Origin of the sequence: Arcanobacterium bovis, from assembly GCF_004331995.1 — a bacterium.
GTDB lineage: Bacteria > Actinomycetota > Actinomycetes > Actinomycetales > Actinomycetaceae > Arcanobacterium_A > Arcanobacterium_A bovis.
This window is the reverse complement of sequence record NZ_SJDT01000003.1, coordinates 286,328-303,205: the sequence shown is the minus strand read 5'-3', so window position 1 is coordinate 303,205 and position 16,878 is coordinate 286,328. Positions and strand designations below refer to the sequence as shown.

The following is a 16,878-nucleotide window of genomic DNA, read 5'->3' as shown; positions in this document are numbered from 1 at the left end:
AATATTTAATTAAATAGATTGTGGATGGGTGACGAAATAGTAGGTATTTCTTGGCTTAAGCGGTTCTGCCGCGGCGCCGTTGCTGAAGAATACGCCCGCGTTCTTCTTCGGAGAGTCCGCCCCAAACTCCGTATGGTTCGTTGTGTGAGAGTGCGTAGTCGCGACACTGCTCGATTACAGGGCAATTTTGGCAGATGCGCTTTGCGCGCTCAATACGTCGTCGGCGTGGACCGCCACGTTCGCCTTCTGGATGGAAAAAGAACTCTGGATCGAGGCTGTTGCAGCTTCCAAGAATCTGCCAATCCCAGAAGTCCACAAGGGCTCCTTGCACATCTTTGATGTGAGCAACCAATGGTCACGTCCTTCCTGCGCATAATGCGCACTCATCGTTGATCGAGCAGGATTTGACCCGAGATTTCGGCAATGTTGCTCCCAACGATGCTTTGTTCAATTTTGAACTAGCTGTTCTTAACATTAGTTCCTTAGTCCTGTTTTTTGCAAGAATCCTGCTCACAATAGCGCTCTGAGCAAAATTATGTGGTATGGGGACATTGAAAGCTAGACTTCATGCTCGCCCGCAGCCGATGCGTCCGGCGTCGTACTCGGATGCTTCCGCTCGTAACCTACTTTGTATCGTTGACGTTCTTCGTTGGTGTAAAACGGTGCGTGACCTACGAGCGTGCCCCCGTCGTCGTCCTGCGTGTTAACCGGCCGCATCACTGCGACCGCCTCACAATGTGAAATCCATTTTGGCGATATAAACCATGTGGTGGAACACCCAGAACGCAAAATACGAATCTGGAGCAATTCCGAATAGACTGGATGTGTGACTGAAAAAGATCCTTTTGCCCTCATTGGCTTAACTTATGACGACGTCCTCCTCCTTCCTGGTGCAACCGATGTTGTGCCCTCGGAAGTAGACACCACCACGAAATTAACCAAAAAGATCGAACTAAAGATCCCGCTGCTGTCTGCTGCGATGGATACCGTGACAGAGTCTCGTATGGCTATTGCGATGGCACGTCAGGGTGGAATCGGCATTCTGCACCGCAATCTGTCGATTGAGGATCAGGCGAACCAAGTTCGTATCGTGAAGCGTTCGGAGTCTGGAATGGTGACTGATCCAGTTACTATCGATCCAGATTCAACTATCGCTGAGCTAGATAAGCTGTGCGGGCGCTATCGGGTGTCCGGCCTACCAGTGGTTGATGCCGATAATGTGTTGCTCGGAATCATCACCAACCGCGATCTGCGTTTCATTCCGGCTGCTACGTGGAGTGAACTGACCGTTAAAGAAGTGATGACTCCGATGCCGCTCATCACCGGAAAAATCGGTATTACCAATGAAGAAGCCGCGAGGCTTTTGGCGAAGAACAAGATCGAGAAACTTCCACTTGTAGACGACAATGGCAAACTCGCTGGTCTTATCACTGTTAAGGACTTTGTGAAGACCGAGCAGTATCCGAATGCTACGAAAGACGACGAAGGCAGGCTTCGCGTCGGTGCAGCCATCGGTTACTGGGGCGATGCGTGGGAGCGTGCGGAGGCGCTCGCGGAAGCCGGCGTTGACGTTCTGGTTGTAGACACTGCAAATGGTGAAGCGAAGCTTGCGTTGGAGATGATTTCGCGCATTAAGAGCGATCCAAAATTCGCTAACATCCAGGTTATCGGCGGTAACGTAGCCACTCGTGAAGGTGCGCAAGCCCTGATTGATGCAGGCGTAGACGCAGTGAAAGTAGGAGTTGGCCCAGGTTCGATCTGTACCACGCGCGTTGTTGCTGGTATCGGCGTCCCACAGGTGACGGCGATTTACCTCGCCTCGCTTGCATGTAAACCAGCCGGCGTGCCTATCATCGCAGACGGCGGCTTGCAGTATTCCGGTGATATCGGCAAGGCATTGGTAGCAGGTGCTTCGTGCGTGATGCTTGGATCGCTGTTGGCAGGCTGTGAAGAATCCCCAGGTGAACTGGTGTTCGTGAACGGTAAGCAGTTCAAGAACTACCGTGGTATGGGTTCCTTGGGAGCGATGAGTTCGCGTGGACGAGTGTCCTATTCGAAGGATCGCTATTTCCAGGCGGACGTTTCAACTGACGACAAAATTATTCCGGAAGGAATCGAAGGTCAAGTGCCTTTCCGTGGACCTTTGAGTGCAGTGTCTTATCAGCTAGTCGGCGGTTTGCACCAGACGATGTTCTACACGGGTGCGCGTACTATTGCTGAACTGACTGAAAAGGGACGATTCGTGCGCATTACTTCGGCAGGTCTGCGCGAATCGCATCCGCACGATGTCCAAATGACGGTTGAAGCACCGAACTATTCGCATTCAAATCGCTAATTTCTGAGCATAGCTCTACACTGACTAGAGAAGTCATTCGTGGGTGGGCAAGTCTGACTTGCCCACCCACGGTCGTATCACTCAGTTGTGTTGCTGGCGTGCGAGTCTCATCGTTGGGTTCGATTATAGGGTCCACCGCGAGGTTTCACGTGCGCTGATCCATCAACTGATCTGGCAGTTCGAGAGATTATGTCTGAGAAATCAATTTCCCTACAACCGCGCGATATTCAAGCTATCGATGCGGCGAAGTTGTATTACTCAGGCATGACTCAAGCTGAGGTGGCCGATAAACTTCACGTGGCGCGGCCAACCGTTTCAAAACTGCTTGCCCACGCCGAAAAACGCGGTTTTATTCGGGTGCAGGTACTTGATCCGCGTGAACGCGATGAGATGCTCGTCGATACACTCATTCAGCGTTACCACCTCCTTGACCTCATTTTGGTGAGTCCAGCGCGTCCTGACGAAGACTCGCTGCGGCAAGCACTTGGGCAAGCAGGTGCGAAACTACTGAAATCTCTTGTACGCGACGGCGATATGATCGGCGTCGTACCATCGCGAACGGTGGCAGCGCTCGCGGATCACCTCGAAATTCTTCCGCGTCGCGACGTTACCGTGGTGCAGGTTTCGAACGGACTCTCCGAGCCACGTGCAGCTGAAGGCCAGCCGACGACGATGCAACGCTTGGCACACGCATTCGGCGCGCAATGTGTGGCTCTTACTGCGCCTACGTTCCTTGGCTCTGTGGCAGTGCAAAACAGATTGATGAAAGTGCCCGAGTTTCGCCGCGTTCTTGATTTAGCAGTTCGCGCCCGTATCGTGTTGTACACGGTGGGGGATATTGAAACGAATCGGCATCTCATCGAACGTAGCCCATTGACTCAACAAGATCGGGAAGAGCTGATTTCTCGGGCGGTGGGAGACATTTGTTCGCGGTTCGTTGACGAATCAGGGCGTGTGTGTTTGCCTGATTTTAACAACCGCACGCTTGGCATTTCGCTTCCTGATTTGCGGCACAAGGAACAGAAGATACTTGTGGCGGGCGGGTCAAGTAAGGTCAAAGCTATTCGGGCGGCTTTGGAAAATGGCTACGTTAATCGACTTGTCACGGATGTTGACACTGCTCGCGCGATAGTGCAAAGCCCAAGCGCTCAGTCCTATATGCAAGTTTTTTGATTTATTTTACTGCTGCGGAACATATGTTCTGCTTGGGAACTTATGGGCGAGTTTTCGGCAAAAAATCGCGGTATTGATGGCGTTTTCCCTGATAGTATGCTGTTTTTCTAATTTCGCCGCACCAAAACGTCAATCTTCCCAACTGTGCTCTGCCTTGTTAAGTTGTGGATAACCATCACGAACAAAGGAGTTTCCCCGGTGAATAAATCAAAAATGATCGATCACACCTTACTCAAGCCAGACGCAACCCGCGCTCAGGTAGAACAATTGTGCTCTGAGGCGATTGAATGGGGTATGGGTGCAGTGTGTGTGAATCCAACTTGGATCAAAACCTGCGCCGAGTTACTCAGCGGTTCAGACGTAAACATCTGCACCGTCGTCGGCTTCCCGCTCGGAGCAATGACTTCCGAAGCGAAAGCTTACGAGGCGAAAGACGCCGTTGCGGCCGGCGCAACGGAAGTAGATATGGTGATCAACATCGGTGCTGTCAAAGATGGCGACTGGGCATTAGTGGAAGCTGATATTGCCGCCGTCGTTGAAGCATCTGCCGGCGCATTGGTTAAGGTAATTTTGGAAACTTGCCTTTTGACCGATGAAGAAATCGTGCGCGCAAGTGAAGCAGCTGTAAAGGCTGGCGCTGATTTCGTCAAGACGTCCACCGGATTTTCCACCGGTGGAGCCACAGCACACGCTGTAGCAATAATGCGGAACACAGTGGGGCCAGACTTCGGAGTCAAGGCCTCGGGCGGAATCCGCACCGCCGCTGATTTTAACGAAATGGTAAACGCCGGAGCCAACCGCATTGGCGCGTCGGCTGGCAAAGTACTCATCGGAGAGTAAACATGACAACTATTGAAACCGGCGCTCGCGAAGAGGGCGTCAAGAATGAAACCTTTGGATTGATTAAGGATCCATCCCTGCAGCTCTCGGACGGCTATCTCAACAAGACGCCGATCTTGCAATACATTCTGCTTTCGATCTGCTTCCCGATGTGGGGCGCAGCCGCGAGCTTGAATGATATCCTCATCACCCAGTTCAAAGCCATCTTCGAACTGTCTGATTTTGCTTCGGCATTCGTGCAGTCCGCATTTTACGGCGGCTACTTCTTGCTCGCTATTCCAGCTTCGCGCGTTATTCGCAAGTGGAGCTACAAGTCGGGCATCTTGGTTGGTCTGAGCTTCTACATCATTGGCTGCACGCTGTTCTTCCCGGCGTCGCGCATGGCCACCTACACGGTGTTCTTGGCAGCACTTTTCGCAATTGCAACTGGTCTTTCGTTCCTGGAGACTTCCTGCAACACCTACTCGTCAATGGTGGGTCCACGTCGTCTTGCAACGCTGCGCCTCAACATCTCCCAGACCTTCTACCCGCTCGGTTCCATTTTCGGAATCCTTTTGGGCAAGTACCTGATCTTCACCGAGGGCGATGCACTGCACAAGCAGCTCGGCGAGCTCACCGGTGCTGAGCGCACCCAGTTCGCGAATGATATGCTTCAGCGCACCTTGCAGCCTTACCGCTTCATCATCATTGTGTTGGCAATTCTGTTCATCATCGTTGCTATTACACAGTTCCCGCACTGCAAGCCGATGCGTGCACATCATGAGGTAAAAGCCAGCATTGGTGAAACGCTTTCCTACCTGGCCAAGAACGCCAAGTTCCGCGAGGGCATCTTGGCACAGTTCCTTTACGTTGGAATGCAGACGGCGGTGTGGTCGTTCACGATTCGCCTTGCGTTGAACCTTGACGATTCTCTCAACGAGCGTGCGGCTTCGAACTACATGGTGGCAGCGTTTATCGCGTTCTTCCTCGGTAAGGTGCTCGCCAATGTCTTGATGACCAAGTTCAATGCCGATCTCGTGCTCATTGGTTACTCGGTTGCTGGCGTGCTCGCACTCGCTTACGTGATTGCTGTGCCAAATATGACCGCAGTATACGCAGCGATTTTGACCTCCGGTCTGTTCGGTCCATGCTGGGCAACAATCTACGCACGAACCCTTGATTCGATTGAGGACAAGCGCCACACCGAAACTGGTGGAGCTGTGATCGTTATGTCGATCATCGGTGGAGCTGTTATCCCAGTTATCCAGGGTCTTGTATCCGATAAGCTCGGCTCGATGCAGATGGCATTCTCGGTATCTCTCGTTTGCTTCGTGGCAGTGCTGGTTTACTTCCTGCGCCGTTACAAGGCTTCGAAGAACGCATAGTCGGAGAGGGATAAAATCATGTTACGTATTCCTTTACACCGCAGTGCGTTCACGCAAACCGAACGCGTCGTCGCTTCCAATGAGGAATTTAAGGTTGTTGCCTTCACATACCCGAAGGGTATCGAGTCGGTTCGAATCGAAAACTCGCGCGGTTACGTTGAAGTGCTACCTTTCATGGGCCAGATTATTTGGGACGCATTCTTCGATGGCAAGACGCTGCGCATGAAGAATATGTTCGCGGCGCCGCAACCATGCAAGGAAATTGTTGATACATACGGTTGCTTCTCCTTCCATTCAGGTCTGCTTGCTGGTGGATGCCCAAGCCCTGAGGACACGCATCCTTTGCATGGTGAGTTCCCAACTGCCACGATGGATGAAGCCTGGTTGGAGTTCGACGGCGATACCGTACGGATCGTATCGTCCTACGAGTATGTGCAGGGATTCGGTGCGCATTACCGCGCATTGCCATCGGTTCGAATGGCTGCAAAATCCGCACTGTTCGACATTGAGCTCGAGGTGACGAACCTTTCTGAGTACGCTCCGATGCCATTGCAGTACATGTGCCACATGAACTACGCATTCGTGGAAGACGGCGTGATGCGTCAGTCGCTTCCTGACGGCGCCTTCCAGTTGCGTCGTTCGGTGCCGGCACACGTGAATCCGACGCCGCGTTGGACGGAGATCAACGAAGAGATTCTTTCTGGAAAGATCGATGCTAATTCGCTTGCACAAGCAGGAGAATTTGATCCAGAGATCGTTTTCTTTGCTGATGATCTGCCACAATATGGCGAGAAAGCAGAATTTGAACTCGTGGCTCCAGATGGAACTACTTTCGTGACTCGCTTCGATACTGCTTCGTTCCCCGTGGCGACGCGTTGGATTTTGGTTAATGCTGATCAGCAGGTTGCAGCTTTCGTGCTTCCTGGAACCTCGCGTCCGGAAGGATTCTTGGCAGCGAAGGCAGCGGGTATGTTGATTGAACTTGAGGCTGGCGCAACGAAGTCATTCTCAGTGACCACCGGAATTAAGGAGAACTAAGGTGGATATTGCAGTAATCGGTTCGAATATGGTGGATTTGATTTCCTATATTCACCGTATGCCCAAAGAGGGTGAGACGATTGAAGCGCCTGATTTCAAATTGGGTTGCGGAGGCAAGGGAGCTAATCAAGCGGTAGCAGCTGCTCGGCTTGGCTCGGAAGTATTGATGCTCACCCGTGTGGGAAATGATGTGTTCGCAGACAACACGATCAAGAATTTCGAAGCAAACGGTATCGACACCAAATATGTGTTGCGCACTGATGCGACTTCAGGTGTGGCTCCGATCTTTGTTGATCCAGAGTCTCATAACTCAATCATCATTGTGAAAGGTGCAAATGCGCAGCTCTCGCCGGAAGATATCGAGAATGCCAAGGACGATATTTCGAAGTGTAAATTGATCGTTCTTCAGCTCGAAGTTCCATTGGAGACGGTGTATGCGGCGATTCGCTTCGGTAAAGAGCACAATATCCCAGTGTTGCTCAACCCAGCTCCAGCACAGCCAGATTTGGTGCTGGCCGAAGTGAAGGACTGCGAGTACTTCGTGCCAAACGAATCAGAGCTTTCGCTGCTCACTGGCATGCCAGTGGACACGGTGGACGACGTTCGCAATGCTGCTGGCGCTTTGCTTGAGGCTGGAATGAAGAACGTTATCGTCACACTAGGATGGCGTGGCGTTTTGTGGGTAAGCAACGACAAAGAAGTGCTTATCCCAGGCACTCAAGTTGATGCTAAAGACACCACAGGCGCAGGAGATGCGTTCATCGGTTGCTTTAGCCATCACCTGGTTCATACCGGAGACGTTGAGGCATCCTTGCGGATGGCAAATCTCTACGCTGCTGATTCGGTGACTAAGCTCGGAACTCAAACCTCCTACGCAACACGCGATGACTTCCTCGCAGCGTTCCCTGATCAAGAAGTTTGAGAACTGATCCTGAGGATGGATGGAAATAGGGCGTGAGCCCACATGGGCTGTGCCCCAGATACGATGGAGCGATTGGCATCGTATCTGGGGCACAGTCGTATTTTGTTAGTTTTTGGGAAAGCAACCCCGGTTGTTACTGCACCTCAGAAGGAACCGTGACAACGCCGTCGTCGGAAATATGCGGAGCTTTTTGCGCAGCCTCGCGGATAGAACCAGACAACGCAAGCATCGAACCGCCCACGAGCAAGCCGCCGCCGACGAGGTTACCTAAGCCCACGAAAAGGAAATTTCGGGCCGCTTCGGCGAAGGTGGCCGCTGGCATTCCATGCATCAATCCGAGTGAGAAGGTGGTCATATTAGCCACAACGTGCTCGAATCCTGAGGAAATGAAAGCGGCTACGCACAAGAAAATCACGATCATCTTTGCGGCGTCGTTTTTGGTGCGGGACTGGCTCCATATCGCAAAACAAACCAGTACGTTACACATGATTCCGCGCGTGAACAACGCCAGCGAGGACTTTCCTGACTTTGCTACGATGAGCATCTCCAACATGGCTTGAGCTGGTGTGTCGCCGTGGAAAACATGAGTGCCTGTCATGATTGCACTGAGTGCAATCGCGCCGAGTAGATTTCCGAGAAATATCAAAAGCAATACCAATGCGGCTTTGCGCCAGGTAATCAGCTTACCTGTGGCTGCTTGAGGTAGTGCCATCATCGCTGAGGTGGCAAGATTTGAACCGCTAGTAACTACCAAAATCAGGCCGACGCCGAACGCTAAGCCCGCGATAAGCATGGCCGCTGGCTGGTGGGTTGCGTAAAATGGGCCGGCGGTGGCAAACATGGCCACGTCTGCCACTCCAATGAGCGCGCCAGCGAGCATCGTGGAGATAACAAAAGTCAGAGGTTTATGAACTTCGTGAGCCTTGTGGTGGCCTGATTTCATTTGGATAGCAAGAGTATTATTTAGCGAGATCACCTAGTTATTTTCTCTAACTTTCAGCTGAAATGCCTAGGACTCATTGCTGAAAATAGGGTCAGATTGTTCACATCGGTCGTTGTTGTTCACACAGCCGGTTCATTAATGCCCGCTCTGCAGGGCAGCGGGCAAATATAGGCATCAAACAAATAAATGGGGCGGTACCCCCATCCAGATACCGCCCCATTTGTGTGGGTAATCCACACCGCCAAGAATCACATTATTAGAGCGTGGTGTGATTCTCTGAGTATTTACTTGTTGCGAGCTACGTGCTCGTCCATGAGCTTGCGCTCGTACTTGCCCACAATCATCATCAGCACGAATGCCAGAGCTACAACTACCACGAGGCAGATGTAGGTGACGTTCCAGCCAAAGTTGTGAATGAGCAGGCCAACGCCGGTGGAAGCGAGCGAAGCGCCGAGCAGGTAGCCAAAGAGGCCGGTGAATCCTGCAGATGTTCCAGCAACGCTCTTTGGCGAGAGATCGATAGCTTGCAGACCAATGAGCATCACTGGGCCGTAGATCAATCCACCAATCACTGCGATGAGGAGGTAGAACAGCCAGGCCGGTGCGCTAGCAGGAAGCTGCCAGTAGATAACCAGTGCAATGCCTACACCTGCGATGAAGAGCATGCCAGCTCCAGAGCGCCAGCCCTTGAATACCTTGTCAGAAATCCAACCACACAGAAGAGTTCCAACGATTCCGGCGATTTCGTAAATCGAGAATCCGAGGATGCCGCCGGAGGTGTTGGTTACGCCAAGTTCGGTGGTGAGGTAGATAGGAATCCAGTTAAGCACGCCATAACGCAGGGTGTACACGAATACGTTTGCCACTGCGAGCAGCACAATTACTGGATTGGTGAGTACGTGCGTCCAGACTACCTTGAACCACGAGCCTTCAACTTCGGCACCAGCATCGGATACCTTGGCGGGATCGTTGTTGTACTCCTCAATTGGTGGCAGGCCGAGAGCCTCAGGATTGTCGTGAATGAGCAGGAAGGCAATTGCGGCCACCACGAGCGCAATGATTGCTGGGAACCAGAATGCCGGAGTCCAATCAGCCTTATTGCTTTGCCAGTTCGCGAGTGCGTAAGCGGCAGCGACGCCGACGCCGGCACCACCGACGTTGTGCGCGCAGTTCCAGATCGACGTCTTCCAGCCACGCTCGGACGTGGAGAACCACTGTACGAGAACGCGACCTGAGGGAGGCCAACCCATTCCTTGGAACCAACCGTTGAGGAACATCACGGTAGCGAATAGGCCAACGCTTGCCGAGATAGCCGGAATGAAAGCGATGGCAAGGTTAGTGATTGCTGATAGTGCGAGTCCAAGTGGTAGGAAGTATCGGGCATTGGCGCGGTCAGAGAGCATCGCCATAAAGAACTTGGACAAACCGTATGAGAACAGTACGGCGTTCGCAACGATACCGATTCCCACAGTGTTGAGGATGTCATGTTCTTTCAGCATTGCTGAAACGAGTGAGACGTTATTTCGGATCAGATAAAAGCCGGCGTAACCGATGAAGATGCCCATGAAGGCGTTGAAACGTGCCTTCTTATAAACGGATGCGATCTGCGATTCGGGTAGGCGCGGCGCTGGTCCTGGCGCGGACAAAAATCCGAGACTGCTTGCCATGTTTGCTCCTTATTAATATGTTTGAAACGTCAATGTTTCAATTACATACTCAAGAATGCATGGCGGTAGGTAACCGTGAGACTGCCTTTGGTTACACTTGGTAACAGGGGTGTTACCAAGTGTAGATAATACCAAGTGTAGATAATACCAAGTGTGGGCGTGGCTGTTGGTTGCGTGATCGTGTGTCCGCGTTCTTTTCCTGCTCAGTGCCGTGGTGGCCGACGTCGCGCTCTCGCGATATTTTTGCCGTGGTTCGACGCTGTGCTTGACGTCGTGGTGACCGACGTCGTGCTCGATGCTGTTGCCGCGCAAAGCTACTAGGAATCGTTTTGCGATGCTATTTTCATCGAATACCCGCGTGAGCGCACCGAAAGGATTTCGATGTCGCCGATACCTTGTGCCGTGAGGTCCCTGCGTAACCGGTATATCGATGTCTTAATCATTTCGCGGCCGCCACTGGTTTCGTTCGTATTCCACACCTGCGCGAGTATTTCTCGATGGCTGACGACGTCGTTGTGGTTGCGTGCGAGCACTGCCAGTAATCGTACTTGCGTTTCCGTGAGGTCAATTTGAGTATTGTTCCAGTAGGCTTTTGCCTCAGCGATGTGGATGGTGAGGTTACCGAGGTTAATGGCTGCCGAAATATTGTGATCACTGTAGCGTCGAACCGCAGCAAGGGCGCGTAATGCGAGCTCACGAGGTGAAAACGGTTTGGTAACGTAATCGTCTGCCCCCGCCTCGAGTCCGGCGATGCGATCGTCTTCATCGCCAAGAGCGGTGAGCAAAATGATCGGGAACTTGAGATGGCTATGGCGGATCTTCTTGGTGAGTTCAACACCGGATCCGTTGGGAAGCATAACGTCGAGGACTGCCAGATCAATCCGATGGTGCTGAATCACGCTCCAGGCTTCGGTGGTGTTTTTGGCAGTAAGGCACTCGAATCCTTGCGTTTCAAGCGCAAACTTGATGATCGACACCATCTGAGCTTCATCGTCAACGACTAGTGCCACGGGATTGTGCATTAAGATTCCTTGCTTTCGGCTAAGTGTTGAGGCAGAAGAACATGTATCACTGTTCCGATACCCTGAGCAGAGTCTACTAGTATTTTTCCTTCATGAGCATCGACGATTTTCTTTGACACCATCATTCCTATTCCGCTTCCAGGGCGGCGGGTGCTGCCTGACGAGAAGGGCGTGAATAGTTTTTCAAGATCGACATCGCTCATGCCTTCGCCACGGTCAATAATCGAAATATGTGCGCCACTTCCTTCGCCGTTTTCAATGCGCACAGTGACGGGATTGTCGCTGTGTGCATGACGAGCAGCATTGTTAATGAGATTCCAGATGAGCTGACGAATGAGCTGCTTGTCGGCGTATATGGGAAGCAAGCCTCCTGCGGCATCAACGTCGATACGTATCGGAAAAATTTTTCTAATTTCTTTTGCTGTATCAGCAACAATTGCGCGAATGTCTATTTCTTGGAGTTGAAGTGGACGAATATCCATGTTGAGATCAATGAGAAAATTTTCTGCAATATCGATTGCTTGCCGAGAGTTCTCAGAGATCGTTTCGATAAAAGATCGCTGTAGTTCGTTGAGCGGCCCGGGTGTTTCTTCGGCCATCAACTCAGCTGCTCCTTGTACCAATGACAACGGCGTGCGTATCTCATGCGAGATCATCGCTGGTCTTTTTTCAAGGTAGTCGTTGCGGTCTTTGAGTTCCTTGACTTCTTGCTGTAAATCGTGGTTGCTTCGCCATTGTGAAACGATCACTACTAAAGCAATCGTCATGACCAGTGCTATTGCAACAATTACAACTGGACTGAGGACGTTATTTTCCATGCGGTACCAGCCATCCGTACTCGATATCGAGGCGAACGTCGTCACCAATATTTTTCGCACCATGATGTGAAGTCTCGTGTACTACTAGAGTTCCTACCTCGGTTTCTATCTCATATTGGTAGAAACTTCGCACGAAATAACGGTTAATGATCTTGCCCGTCAGGCAAGCTAAACTGTTGTTATTGTGTGTATTCGTGCTGGTAGATGGGTCAATGGTTGCTGTGGTTGATGAAATTCGAATTCGTTCAGCGGGGATACACAGCGCTAACTTATCCGCGTGTGCCTCACCTGGAAAGACACACGCGCTACGTCCAAGTAGTACAAAACCGCTGGGTGAGTGTGGCGGAGTGTTTACATCCACAATATTGGGAATACCCATAAAGCGCGCCACAAACCGAGAATTTGGCTGCTCGTAAGCTTTCTGAGGATTTGTGCACTGCGCAATTACGCCGTCGTTCATCACGGCAAGTGCATCTCCAATTGCACAGGCTTCGTCAACATCGTGCGTCACATAGATTGTGGCGATATTGAGCCGCTGGATTTGGAACAGAATATCTTTGCGAATTACTTTTCTAACGGCGTCGTCTACATGGGCGAGCGGTTCGTCGAGCAAAAGGACGCGGGGACGCCTCACTAATGTTCGAGCTAGAGCAACACGTTGGCGCTGACCACCGGAAAGCTGTGACGGTTTGGCGAGCGCGATTCCAGAAATATTCATCTCGGCAAGCGCGATGTCGATCATATCGTGATACTTGCGATCAGGAATGGACGAATCATCGAGACCATAGGCTACGTTTTGCCACACGGTCATATTGCCAAACAGGGTTGGATCTTGAGAGACGTATCCGGAGGGGCGATCCGTGAGGCTGTTGTTCGTTATCGCACATGAATCGACGTTGATGCTTCCAGCGGTAGCTTTTAATAGGCCAGCGATTGCTTGAACGAGAGTTGTTTTTCCTGAACCTGATGGGCCGATCAGTGCCAATACTTTTCCTGGTTGCACCGTGAGATCGATGTTGTGGAGAATCGGCGCCGATTTCGGGTTGCGGTGCACAGTCAAACCGCGAACCTCGAGTCCGGCGCAGTCTTTACCGGCTGGTACCTGCGGCGGATTAGTGAGTGCCATCGTGACTCCTTTGATTTGAGAAAAACAAAACGCCAGAGATTCCTAGTATGAACAGGAAAATTGATACGAATGACGACGTAGTAGTCAAGGCATAAACGGCGGCGTCGTGTCCTTCTTCAGCAGCACCAAGTATACTTGAGCCAACTTGCGGGAATGAAGCGGAATTGAGAAATATCGCCGGAGTGTTGCGTGTGAAAAGTAAACCGATGAGCAGGGCAAAAGTGGGAATCCACACCGGAATAATAGTCGGCAAGATTATCGTGAAGAATATGCGGGTTCGTTTAGCACCAAGATCACGTGCAGCGAGCACCGCTGGTCGATGTGCTTCGAAGACCGAATAGCTGACTAGGTGAGCAATAGGGAAAGCTATCACCATATATGACAGTGCGATTGCCAAGTAGCCATTGCCGTATCCAGCGTTTCCAACTAGTGGCGGAATTAAATAAAGATTCCCTAACTTGATCCAGTCTTGGTGGAGAAAAGCGATGAGCATTCCTCCCGTTGTTAAGGAAATCAGAACTAGAACTACCATGCAAGTATTAAAGATTGCAGCAAGTCGTGGGTGCCAAAATGCGATTGATGCAGAGTTCAGGCTGAGAATCCAGGCTACGAGGATTACTGGTACAACTGTGATCGTGGTAGACCATAGCGATTGGTACAGGCCTTGCGGAATATTTGTAGCTGCGTGTGTGAACATTTCGCCCAGACCGTTTTTCATGATCACCACCAGCATGAACATGATGGTGAGCGCGTAAGTTCTACCGATAAGAATTCCGATTCGCGAGATAGTACGTGCAAGCGGAACCGAAGAAAAGACGGCGCGTTCGTCGTCGGACATCGTCCTGTTGGTGTTGCCAGGATAATGGAGCGTATCGGCCAACAAAACTGCTGCTACCACTGCTAGAACTATCAGTGACACAACATGGGGGATTGCTGCAGCTTGTGAGCCTCCCGAGCTGAGCACATGCAATACGTGATTTGCCAAAAATGGAGTGGTACCACCGAAAACTAAGTGCAGTGATGGATCAGCGAGCAGTATTCCGGTGCCTAAGACAAAGGACAACATTCCAGCTCGAATCACCGTTGAGCTGTGGGCTTTCCATATCCAACGGATTGATCCTTCCGACCATTGCAGACTTTGGAGCAGGACTGATGAGCCGAGCCGATCAAATACGAAAAGTTCAAGGAGCACCGTGAATGGGAAGATCGAAATGAACTGAGTAGTGAAGATTACGCCGATGCCGTAGGGTGAAAAACTAATGAAATCTCCACATAGAATTGTAGCCATTGCGAGCGGCGAAATTGTGAGTGGCACGTATAAAAGTCCGAGATAAGTGATGAGCTTTTTCGTCGACGCAGTTAGTAGCGCAATCGCCAAGGGCAGAGCAAGCACGGCAGATAGAGCGCTCGTGAGCGAGGTGACGGCGAGCGAATAGGAAAAGTTATGCGTGAACGCTCTTCCGAAATAGTGTGGAAAAGCGAGAAAGAAAATCACGAAGAGAGCTAGGGAGCAGCTCAACAACACCGCAATGAATTTATTGACGTCGTGGATGCGCGTTACTAAGAAACGAGGCAGGATTTGAGGTCGCCTAATATTGACCATTTCGCACCTGCCTGATCCAATTGGAGATTAACTGAGCACGCAGATGTGCGCTCGTGGAGATATGGTCCGAATAAACTGGGGCATTCACAGTGTCGAGTGCGTTTTTGAGATTATTGGGAAGGCTGGGAGAAATCGGATTTTGGAGCGCCGAACGTGCGCTGATCTCCTGCCCTTCATCTGAGGCTGCATACTGCACAAATTTTTCCGCTAATTCAGCATTAGGTGCGTTGCGGAGTCGTGAGATACCGCCGATCTCATACCCAGTTCCATCACTTGGGTACACTGTTTTGATCTTAGCGCCCCGCACTCGTTCACGTTCGCAATAGGGAGCGAAGGTAATGCCAACGTCGGCTTTCTTGCGAGCAACCAATTTTGCTGGTGCAATACCTGAGTCGGTGTACGTAGATACTTTCTGGTCAAGCTGTTGTAGAAAACGGTTCATTTCGGATTCTGAGTGTATCCGTAAGTATTGCACCCAGAGCATTGTGCCGGCAGTGCCTGATGTTGCAGGATTAGGTGCTGCTAAAGAGATGGAATCGGTGCGAACCAGCTCTTCCCAGCTCTGCGGAGCGTCGATTGAATCAGATACGCAAAATGCCAAGATTCCGCCATAGATACCCACCCATGTTTGGCTAAGGCCCTGCACATTACTCGCAGCAAGCAGTCCGGCTTCATCGGCCAAAACGTAAGATTCAGTGGGGCCGCCGAACCATACGTCAAAATCATTTTGGTATCGCACGTTTTTCAAGTGAGCAAGAGCTTCTGAGGTAGGCAAACGCACGATGGAAACTTTGGTACGGGTCTTTTCTTCAAAGGAATGTGCCAAGGCTTCGCAGGAATCGAGATTATTGGAGCAGATAACGTTGAGATCGGCGCCAGTTGGGCGTGCCACAATACCCAGCACCAAGAAAAACACCAGCACTACACTCGCGATGGCAAAACGCGGAATCATAGATTGGAGCCAGCGGGACTTGACCATATTCTCAAACGCTCCTCCCTATTAGTTGCCGAATGAAGCCAATATTTCGCTATGCCACACTGATATTTCGCCAAATCAGACCAGTATTTCACCGACCGAAATCGACATTTTGAGGTGCCGTGTGGCCCAACACCTCATTGCTCATGCGCCCGCACTGATATTTATTCGCAAGTCTACCTCTACGCAGTTACTTCGCGATTGGCCAACCAACCGGCTGAGTATACGGTCTACCGCGTTCGGTTGCCTTTTTCGCAAAATAATTTGCTGATTCGATATAGGTTTCAGACTGCTTTCGCATGAGCTCCTCGTGGCTCCACGCTGCAGTATCAGGAAATTTTCGGAGCATCGCACCGAGTACCCGCAAAGTGACAAGCACATCAGCTTCAGCATTGTGGAAGGAATCATCATCCCAGACGCCATAGTGTTGAGCGACGAGTTCAAGGGTACGTTTTCCTTTTCGCCACCGATCGAGAGTTTTGTCGAGAATAAAAGGATCAACGACAGGGGAAAGGGGGCGTTCAAGCCGTTCTTCGAGCGTGGGCAGACCATGCCGTGCGAGTTCAGTTTCAATAAGCGTTAAATCATAGGATGCATTGAATGCCACAATGGCGTGATTTTGCTGGAGGTGGTGGTGAAGGAGTTCAGCCAGTTCGCTCAAGACTTCACGCACTGGCCGGCCCTCTCGCTGCGCTTTTTCAGTGGATATACCGTGCACATTTTGTGCATTCAAAGGAATCTCAACGCCCGGATCTGCCAGCCAGTAGTGTTTCGTGATGCGCTCGTCGTCAACGATCACCACCGACGCAGTAACAAGCCGCGCTTCGGTAGGATCAACGCCGGTAGTTTCAGTATCAAAACCTACAATTGGATTGTGTGACCACATGATTCCTCTTTCTTTTCGTGTATGTAATTATACGCCGCAGCTCCCGCCAAATTTCATTGCCGATGATCTCAGTGCCTTGTTCTTACTTATCAAACCTCGTTATTGCCGCACTTCTAACTGCCATATCTCCGCCTTTCTAACCTCGTCATCTCCACTTTTTCCCAC

The 16,878-nt window shown here is 51.2% G+C and carries 17 protein-coding genes; 7 read left to right on the top strand and 10 right to left on the bottom strand.

Going from position 1 to position 16,878, the window contains the following annotated elements; genetic code table 11:
- Positions 1-55: 55 nt before the first annotated feature.
- The gene (locus tag EZJ44_RS05115; protein ID WP_241658603.1) at positions 56-316 is read right to left on the bottom strand and encodes a WhiB family transcriptional regulator; all 261 of its coding nucleotides are present in this window, start codon (positions 314-316) and stop codon (positions 56-58) included.
- Between the two features lie 242 nt (positions 317-558).
- Positions 559-720 (bottom strand): hypothetical protein, encoded by a 162-nt coding sequence (locus EZJ44_RS08725; RefSeq protein ID WP_165496116.1) that lies wholly within the window; start codon positions 718-720, stop codon positions 559-561.
- 106 nt (positions 721-826) lie between these two features.
- Here EZJ44_RS08725 and guaB point away from each other — a divergent pair, with 106 nt between their 5' ends.
- The 6 genes from guaB to rbsK all read left to right on the top strand — a co-directional run bounded on the left by guaB (position 827) and on the right by rbsK (position 7,672).
- Positions 827-2,335 carry an IMP dehydrogenase gene (gene guaB, locus EZJ44_RS05110; protein WP_131280905.1) on the top strand — a complete coding sequence of 503 codons (1,509 nt, stop codon included), beginning with the start codon at positions 827-829 and terminating at the stop codon, positions 2,333-2,335.
- 189 nt (positions 2,336-2,524) lie between these two features.
- Complete coding sequence (locus tag EZJ44_RS05105) at positions 2,525-3,508, top strand: sugar-binding transcriptional regulator (protein WP_131280903.1); 984 nt, start codon at positions 2,525-2,527, stop codon at positions 3,506-3,508.
- A gap of 213 nt (positions 3,509-3,721) precedes the next feature.
- Positions 3,722-4,348 (top strand): deoxyribose-phosphate aldolase, encoded by a 627-nt coding sequence (deoC, locus tag EZJ44_RS05100; RefSeq protein WP_131281080.1) that lies wholly within the window; start codon positions 3,722-3,724, stop codon positions 4,346-4,348.
- 2 nt (positions 4,349-4,350) lie between these two features.
- Entirely contained in the window at positions 4,351-5,712 is a 1,362-nt protein-coding gene (gene fucP / locus EZJ44_RS05095) for an L-fucose:H+ symporter permease (protein WP_131280900.1), read from the top strand.
- 18 nt (positions 5,713-5,730) lie between these two features.
- Positions 5,731-6,750 (top strand): aldose 1-epimerase family protein, encoded by a 1,020-nt coding sequence (locus EZJ44_RS05090; RefSeq protein ID WP_131280897.1) that lies wholly within the window; start codon positions 5,731-5,733, stop codon positions 6,748-6,750.
- Between the two features lies 1 nt (position 6,751).
- Complete coding sequence (gene rbsK, locus EZJ44_RS05085; RefSeq protein WP_131280894.1) at positions 6,752-7,672, top strand: ribokinase; 921 nt, start codon at positions 6,752-6,754, stop codon at positions 7,670-7,672.
- Between the two features lie 133 nt (positions 7,673-7,805).
- Here rbsK and EZJ44_RS05080 read toward each other — a convergent pair whose 3' ends face one another.
- Together EZJ44_RS05080 and EZJ44_RS05075 are read right to left on the bottom strand one after the other, a co-directional pair.
- Positions 7,806-8,615, bottom strand: coding sequence for a formate/nitrite transporter family protein (locus tag EZJ44_RS05080; RefSeq protein WP_241658601.1), 810 nt, complete (start codon positions 8,613-8,615; stop codon positions 7,806-7,808).
- A 284-nt stretch (positions 8,616-8,899) separates the two neighbouring features.
- On the bottom strand, positions 8,900-10,282 hold the full coding sequence (locus EZJ44_RS05075) for an MFS transporter (protein ID WP_131280882.1): 1,383 nt from the start codon (positions 10,280-10,282) through the stop codon (positions 8,900-8,902).
- A 153-nt stretch (positions 10,283-10,435) separates the two neighbouring features.
- Here EZJ44_RS05075 and EZJ44_RS08720 point away from each other — a divergent pair, with 153 nt between their 5' ends.
- Entirely contained in the window at positions 10,436-10,603 is a 168-nt protein-coding gene (locus EZJ44_RS08720; RefSeq protein ID WP_206661847.1) for a hypothetical protein, read from the top strand.
- On the opposite strand, the gene EZJ44_RS05070 is transcribed toward EZJ44_RS08720, so the two are convergent.
- From EZJ44_RS05070 to EZJ44_RS05045, 6 genes are all read right to left on the bottom strand, one after another.
- The gene (locus EZJ44_RS05070; RefSeq protein WP_131280880.1) at positions 10,600-11,304 is read right to left on the bottom strand and encodes a response regulator transcription factor; all 705 of its coding nucleotides are present in this window, start codon (positions 11,302-11,304) and stop codon (positions 10,600-10,602) included. The two genes, EZJ44_RS08720 and EZJ44_RS05070, sit on opposite strands and share 4 nt — an antisense overlap.
- The gene (locus EZJ44_RS05065; RefSeq protein WP_241658600.1) at positions 11,304-12,071 is read right to left on the bottom strand and encodes a sensor histidine kinase; all 768 of its coding nucleotides are present in this window, start codon (positions 12,069-12,071) and stop codon (positions 11,304-11,306) included. The genes EZJ44_RS05070 and EZJ44_RS05065 overlap by 1 nt, the downstream gene beginning before the upstream one ends.
- Before the next feature lie 40 nt (positions 12,072-12,111).
- Positions 12,112-13,248 (bottom strand): ABC transporter ATP-binding protein, encoded by a 1,137-nt coding sequence (locus tag EZJ44_RS05060; protein ID WP_131280875.1) that lies wholly within the window; start codon positions 13,246-13,248, stop codon positions 12,112-12,114.
- Positions 13,235-14,851, bottom strand: a complete 1,617-nt coding sequence (locus EZJ44_RS05055) for an ABC transporter permease subunit (protein WP_131280873.1) — start codon at positions 14,849-14,851, stop codon at positions 13,235-13,237. The genes EZJ44_RS05060 and EZJ44_RS05055 overlap by 14 nt, the downstream gene beginning before the upstream one ends.
- The gene (locus EZJ44_RS05050) at positions 14,838-15,830 is read right to left on the bottom strand and encodes a substrate-binding domain-containing protein (RefSeq protein WP_131280871.1); all 993 of its coding nucleotides are present in this window, start codon (positions 15,828-15,830) and stop codon (positions 14,838-14,840) included. Before EZJ44_RS05050 ends, EZJ44_RS05055 begins: the two co-directional genes overlap by 14 nt.
- Positions 15,831-16,017: 187 nt before the next feature.
- Positions 16,018-16,713: an exonuclease domain-containing protein gene (locus EZJ44_RS05045; protein ID WP_131280868.1), complete on the bottom strand. Its 696-nt coding sequence runs from the start codon at positions 16,711-16,713 to the stop codon at positions 16,018-16,020.
- Positions 16,714-16,878: the final 165 nt, after the last annotated feature.

What these genes read in the sequence shown, in the direction of transcription:
- EZJ44_RS05105 (WP_131280903.1), top strand. Translation starts at nt 2,525, where the DNA reads ATGTCTGAGAAATCAATTTCCCTACAACCGCGCGATATTCAAGCTATC.
- deoC (WP_131281080.1), top strand. Translation starts at nt 3,722, where the DNA reads ATGATCGATCACACCTTACTCAAGCCAGACGCAACCCGCGCTCAGGTA.
- fucP (WP_131280900.1), top strand. Translation starts at nt 4,351, where the DNA reads ATGACAACTATTGAAACCGGCGCTCGCGAAGAGGGCGTCAAGAATGAA.
- EZJ44_RS05090 (WP_131280897.1), top strand. Translation starts at nt 5,731, where the DNA reads ATGTTACGTATTCCTTTACACCGCAGTGCGTTCACGCAAACCGAACGC.
- EZJ44_RS05080 (WP_241658601.1), bottom strand. Translation starts at nt 8,615, where the DNA reads ATGAAATCAGGCCACCACAAGGCTCACGAAGTTCATAAACCTCTGACT.
- EZJ44_RS05075 (WP_131280882.1), bottom strand. Translation starts at nt 10,282, where the DNA reads ATGGCAAGCAGTCTCGGATTTTTGTCCGCGCCAGGACCAGCGCCGCGC.
- EZJ44_RS05070 (WP_131280880.1), bottom strand. Translation starts at nt 11,304, where the DNA reads ATGCACAATCCCGTGGCACTAGTCGTTGACGATGAAGCTCAGATGGTG.
- EZJ44_RS05065 (WP_241658600.1), bottom strand. Translation starts at nt 12,071, where the DNA reads ATGACGATTGCTTTAGTAGTGATCGTTTCACAATGGCGAAGCAACCAC.
- EZJ44_RS05060 (WP_131280875.1), bottom strand. Translation starts at nt 13,248, where the DNA reads ATGGCACTCACTAATCCGCCGCAGGTACCAGCCGGTAAAGACTGCGCC.
- EZJ44_RS05055 (WP_131280873.1), bottom strand. Translation starts at nt 14,851, where the DNA reads ATGGTCAATATTAGGCGACCTCAAATCCTGCCTCGTTTCTTAGTAACG.
- EZJ44_RS05050 (WP_131280871.1), bottom strand. Translation starts at nt 15,830, where the DNA reads ATGGTCAAGTCCCGCTGGCTCCAATCTATGATTCCGCGTTTTGCCATC.
- EZJ44_RS05045 (WP_131280868.1), bottom strand. Translation starts at nt 16,713, where the DNA reads ATGTGGTCACACAATCCAATTGTAGGTTTTGATACTGAAACTACCGGC.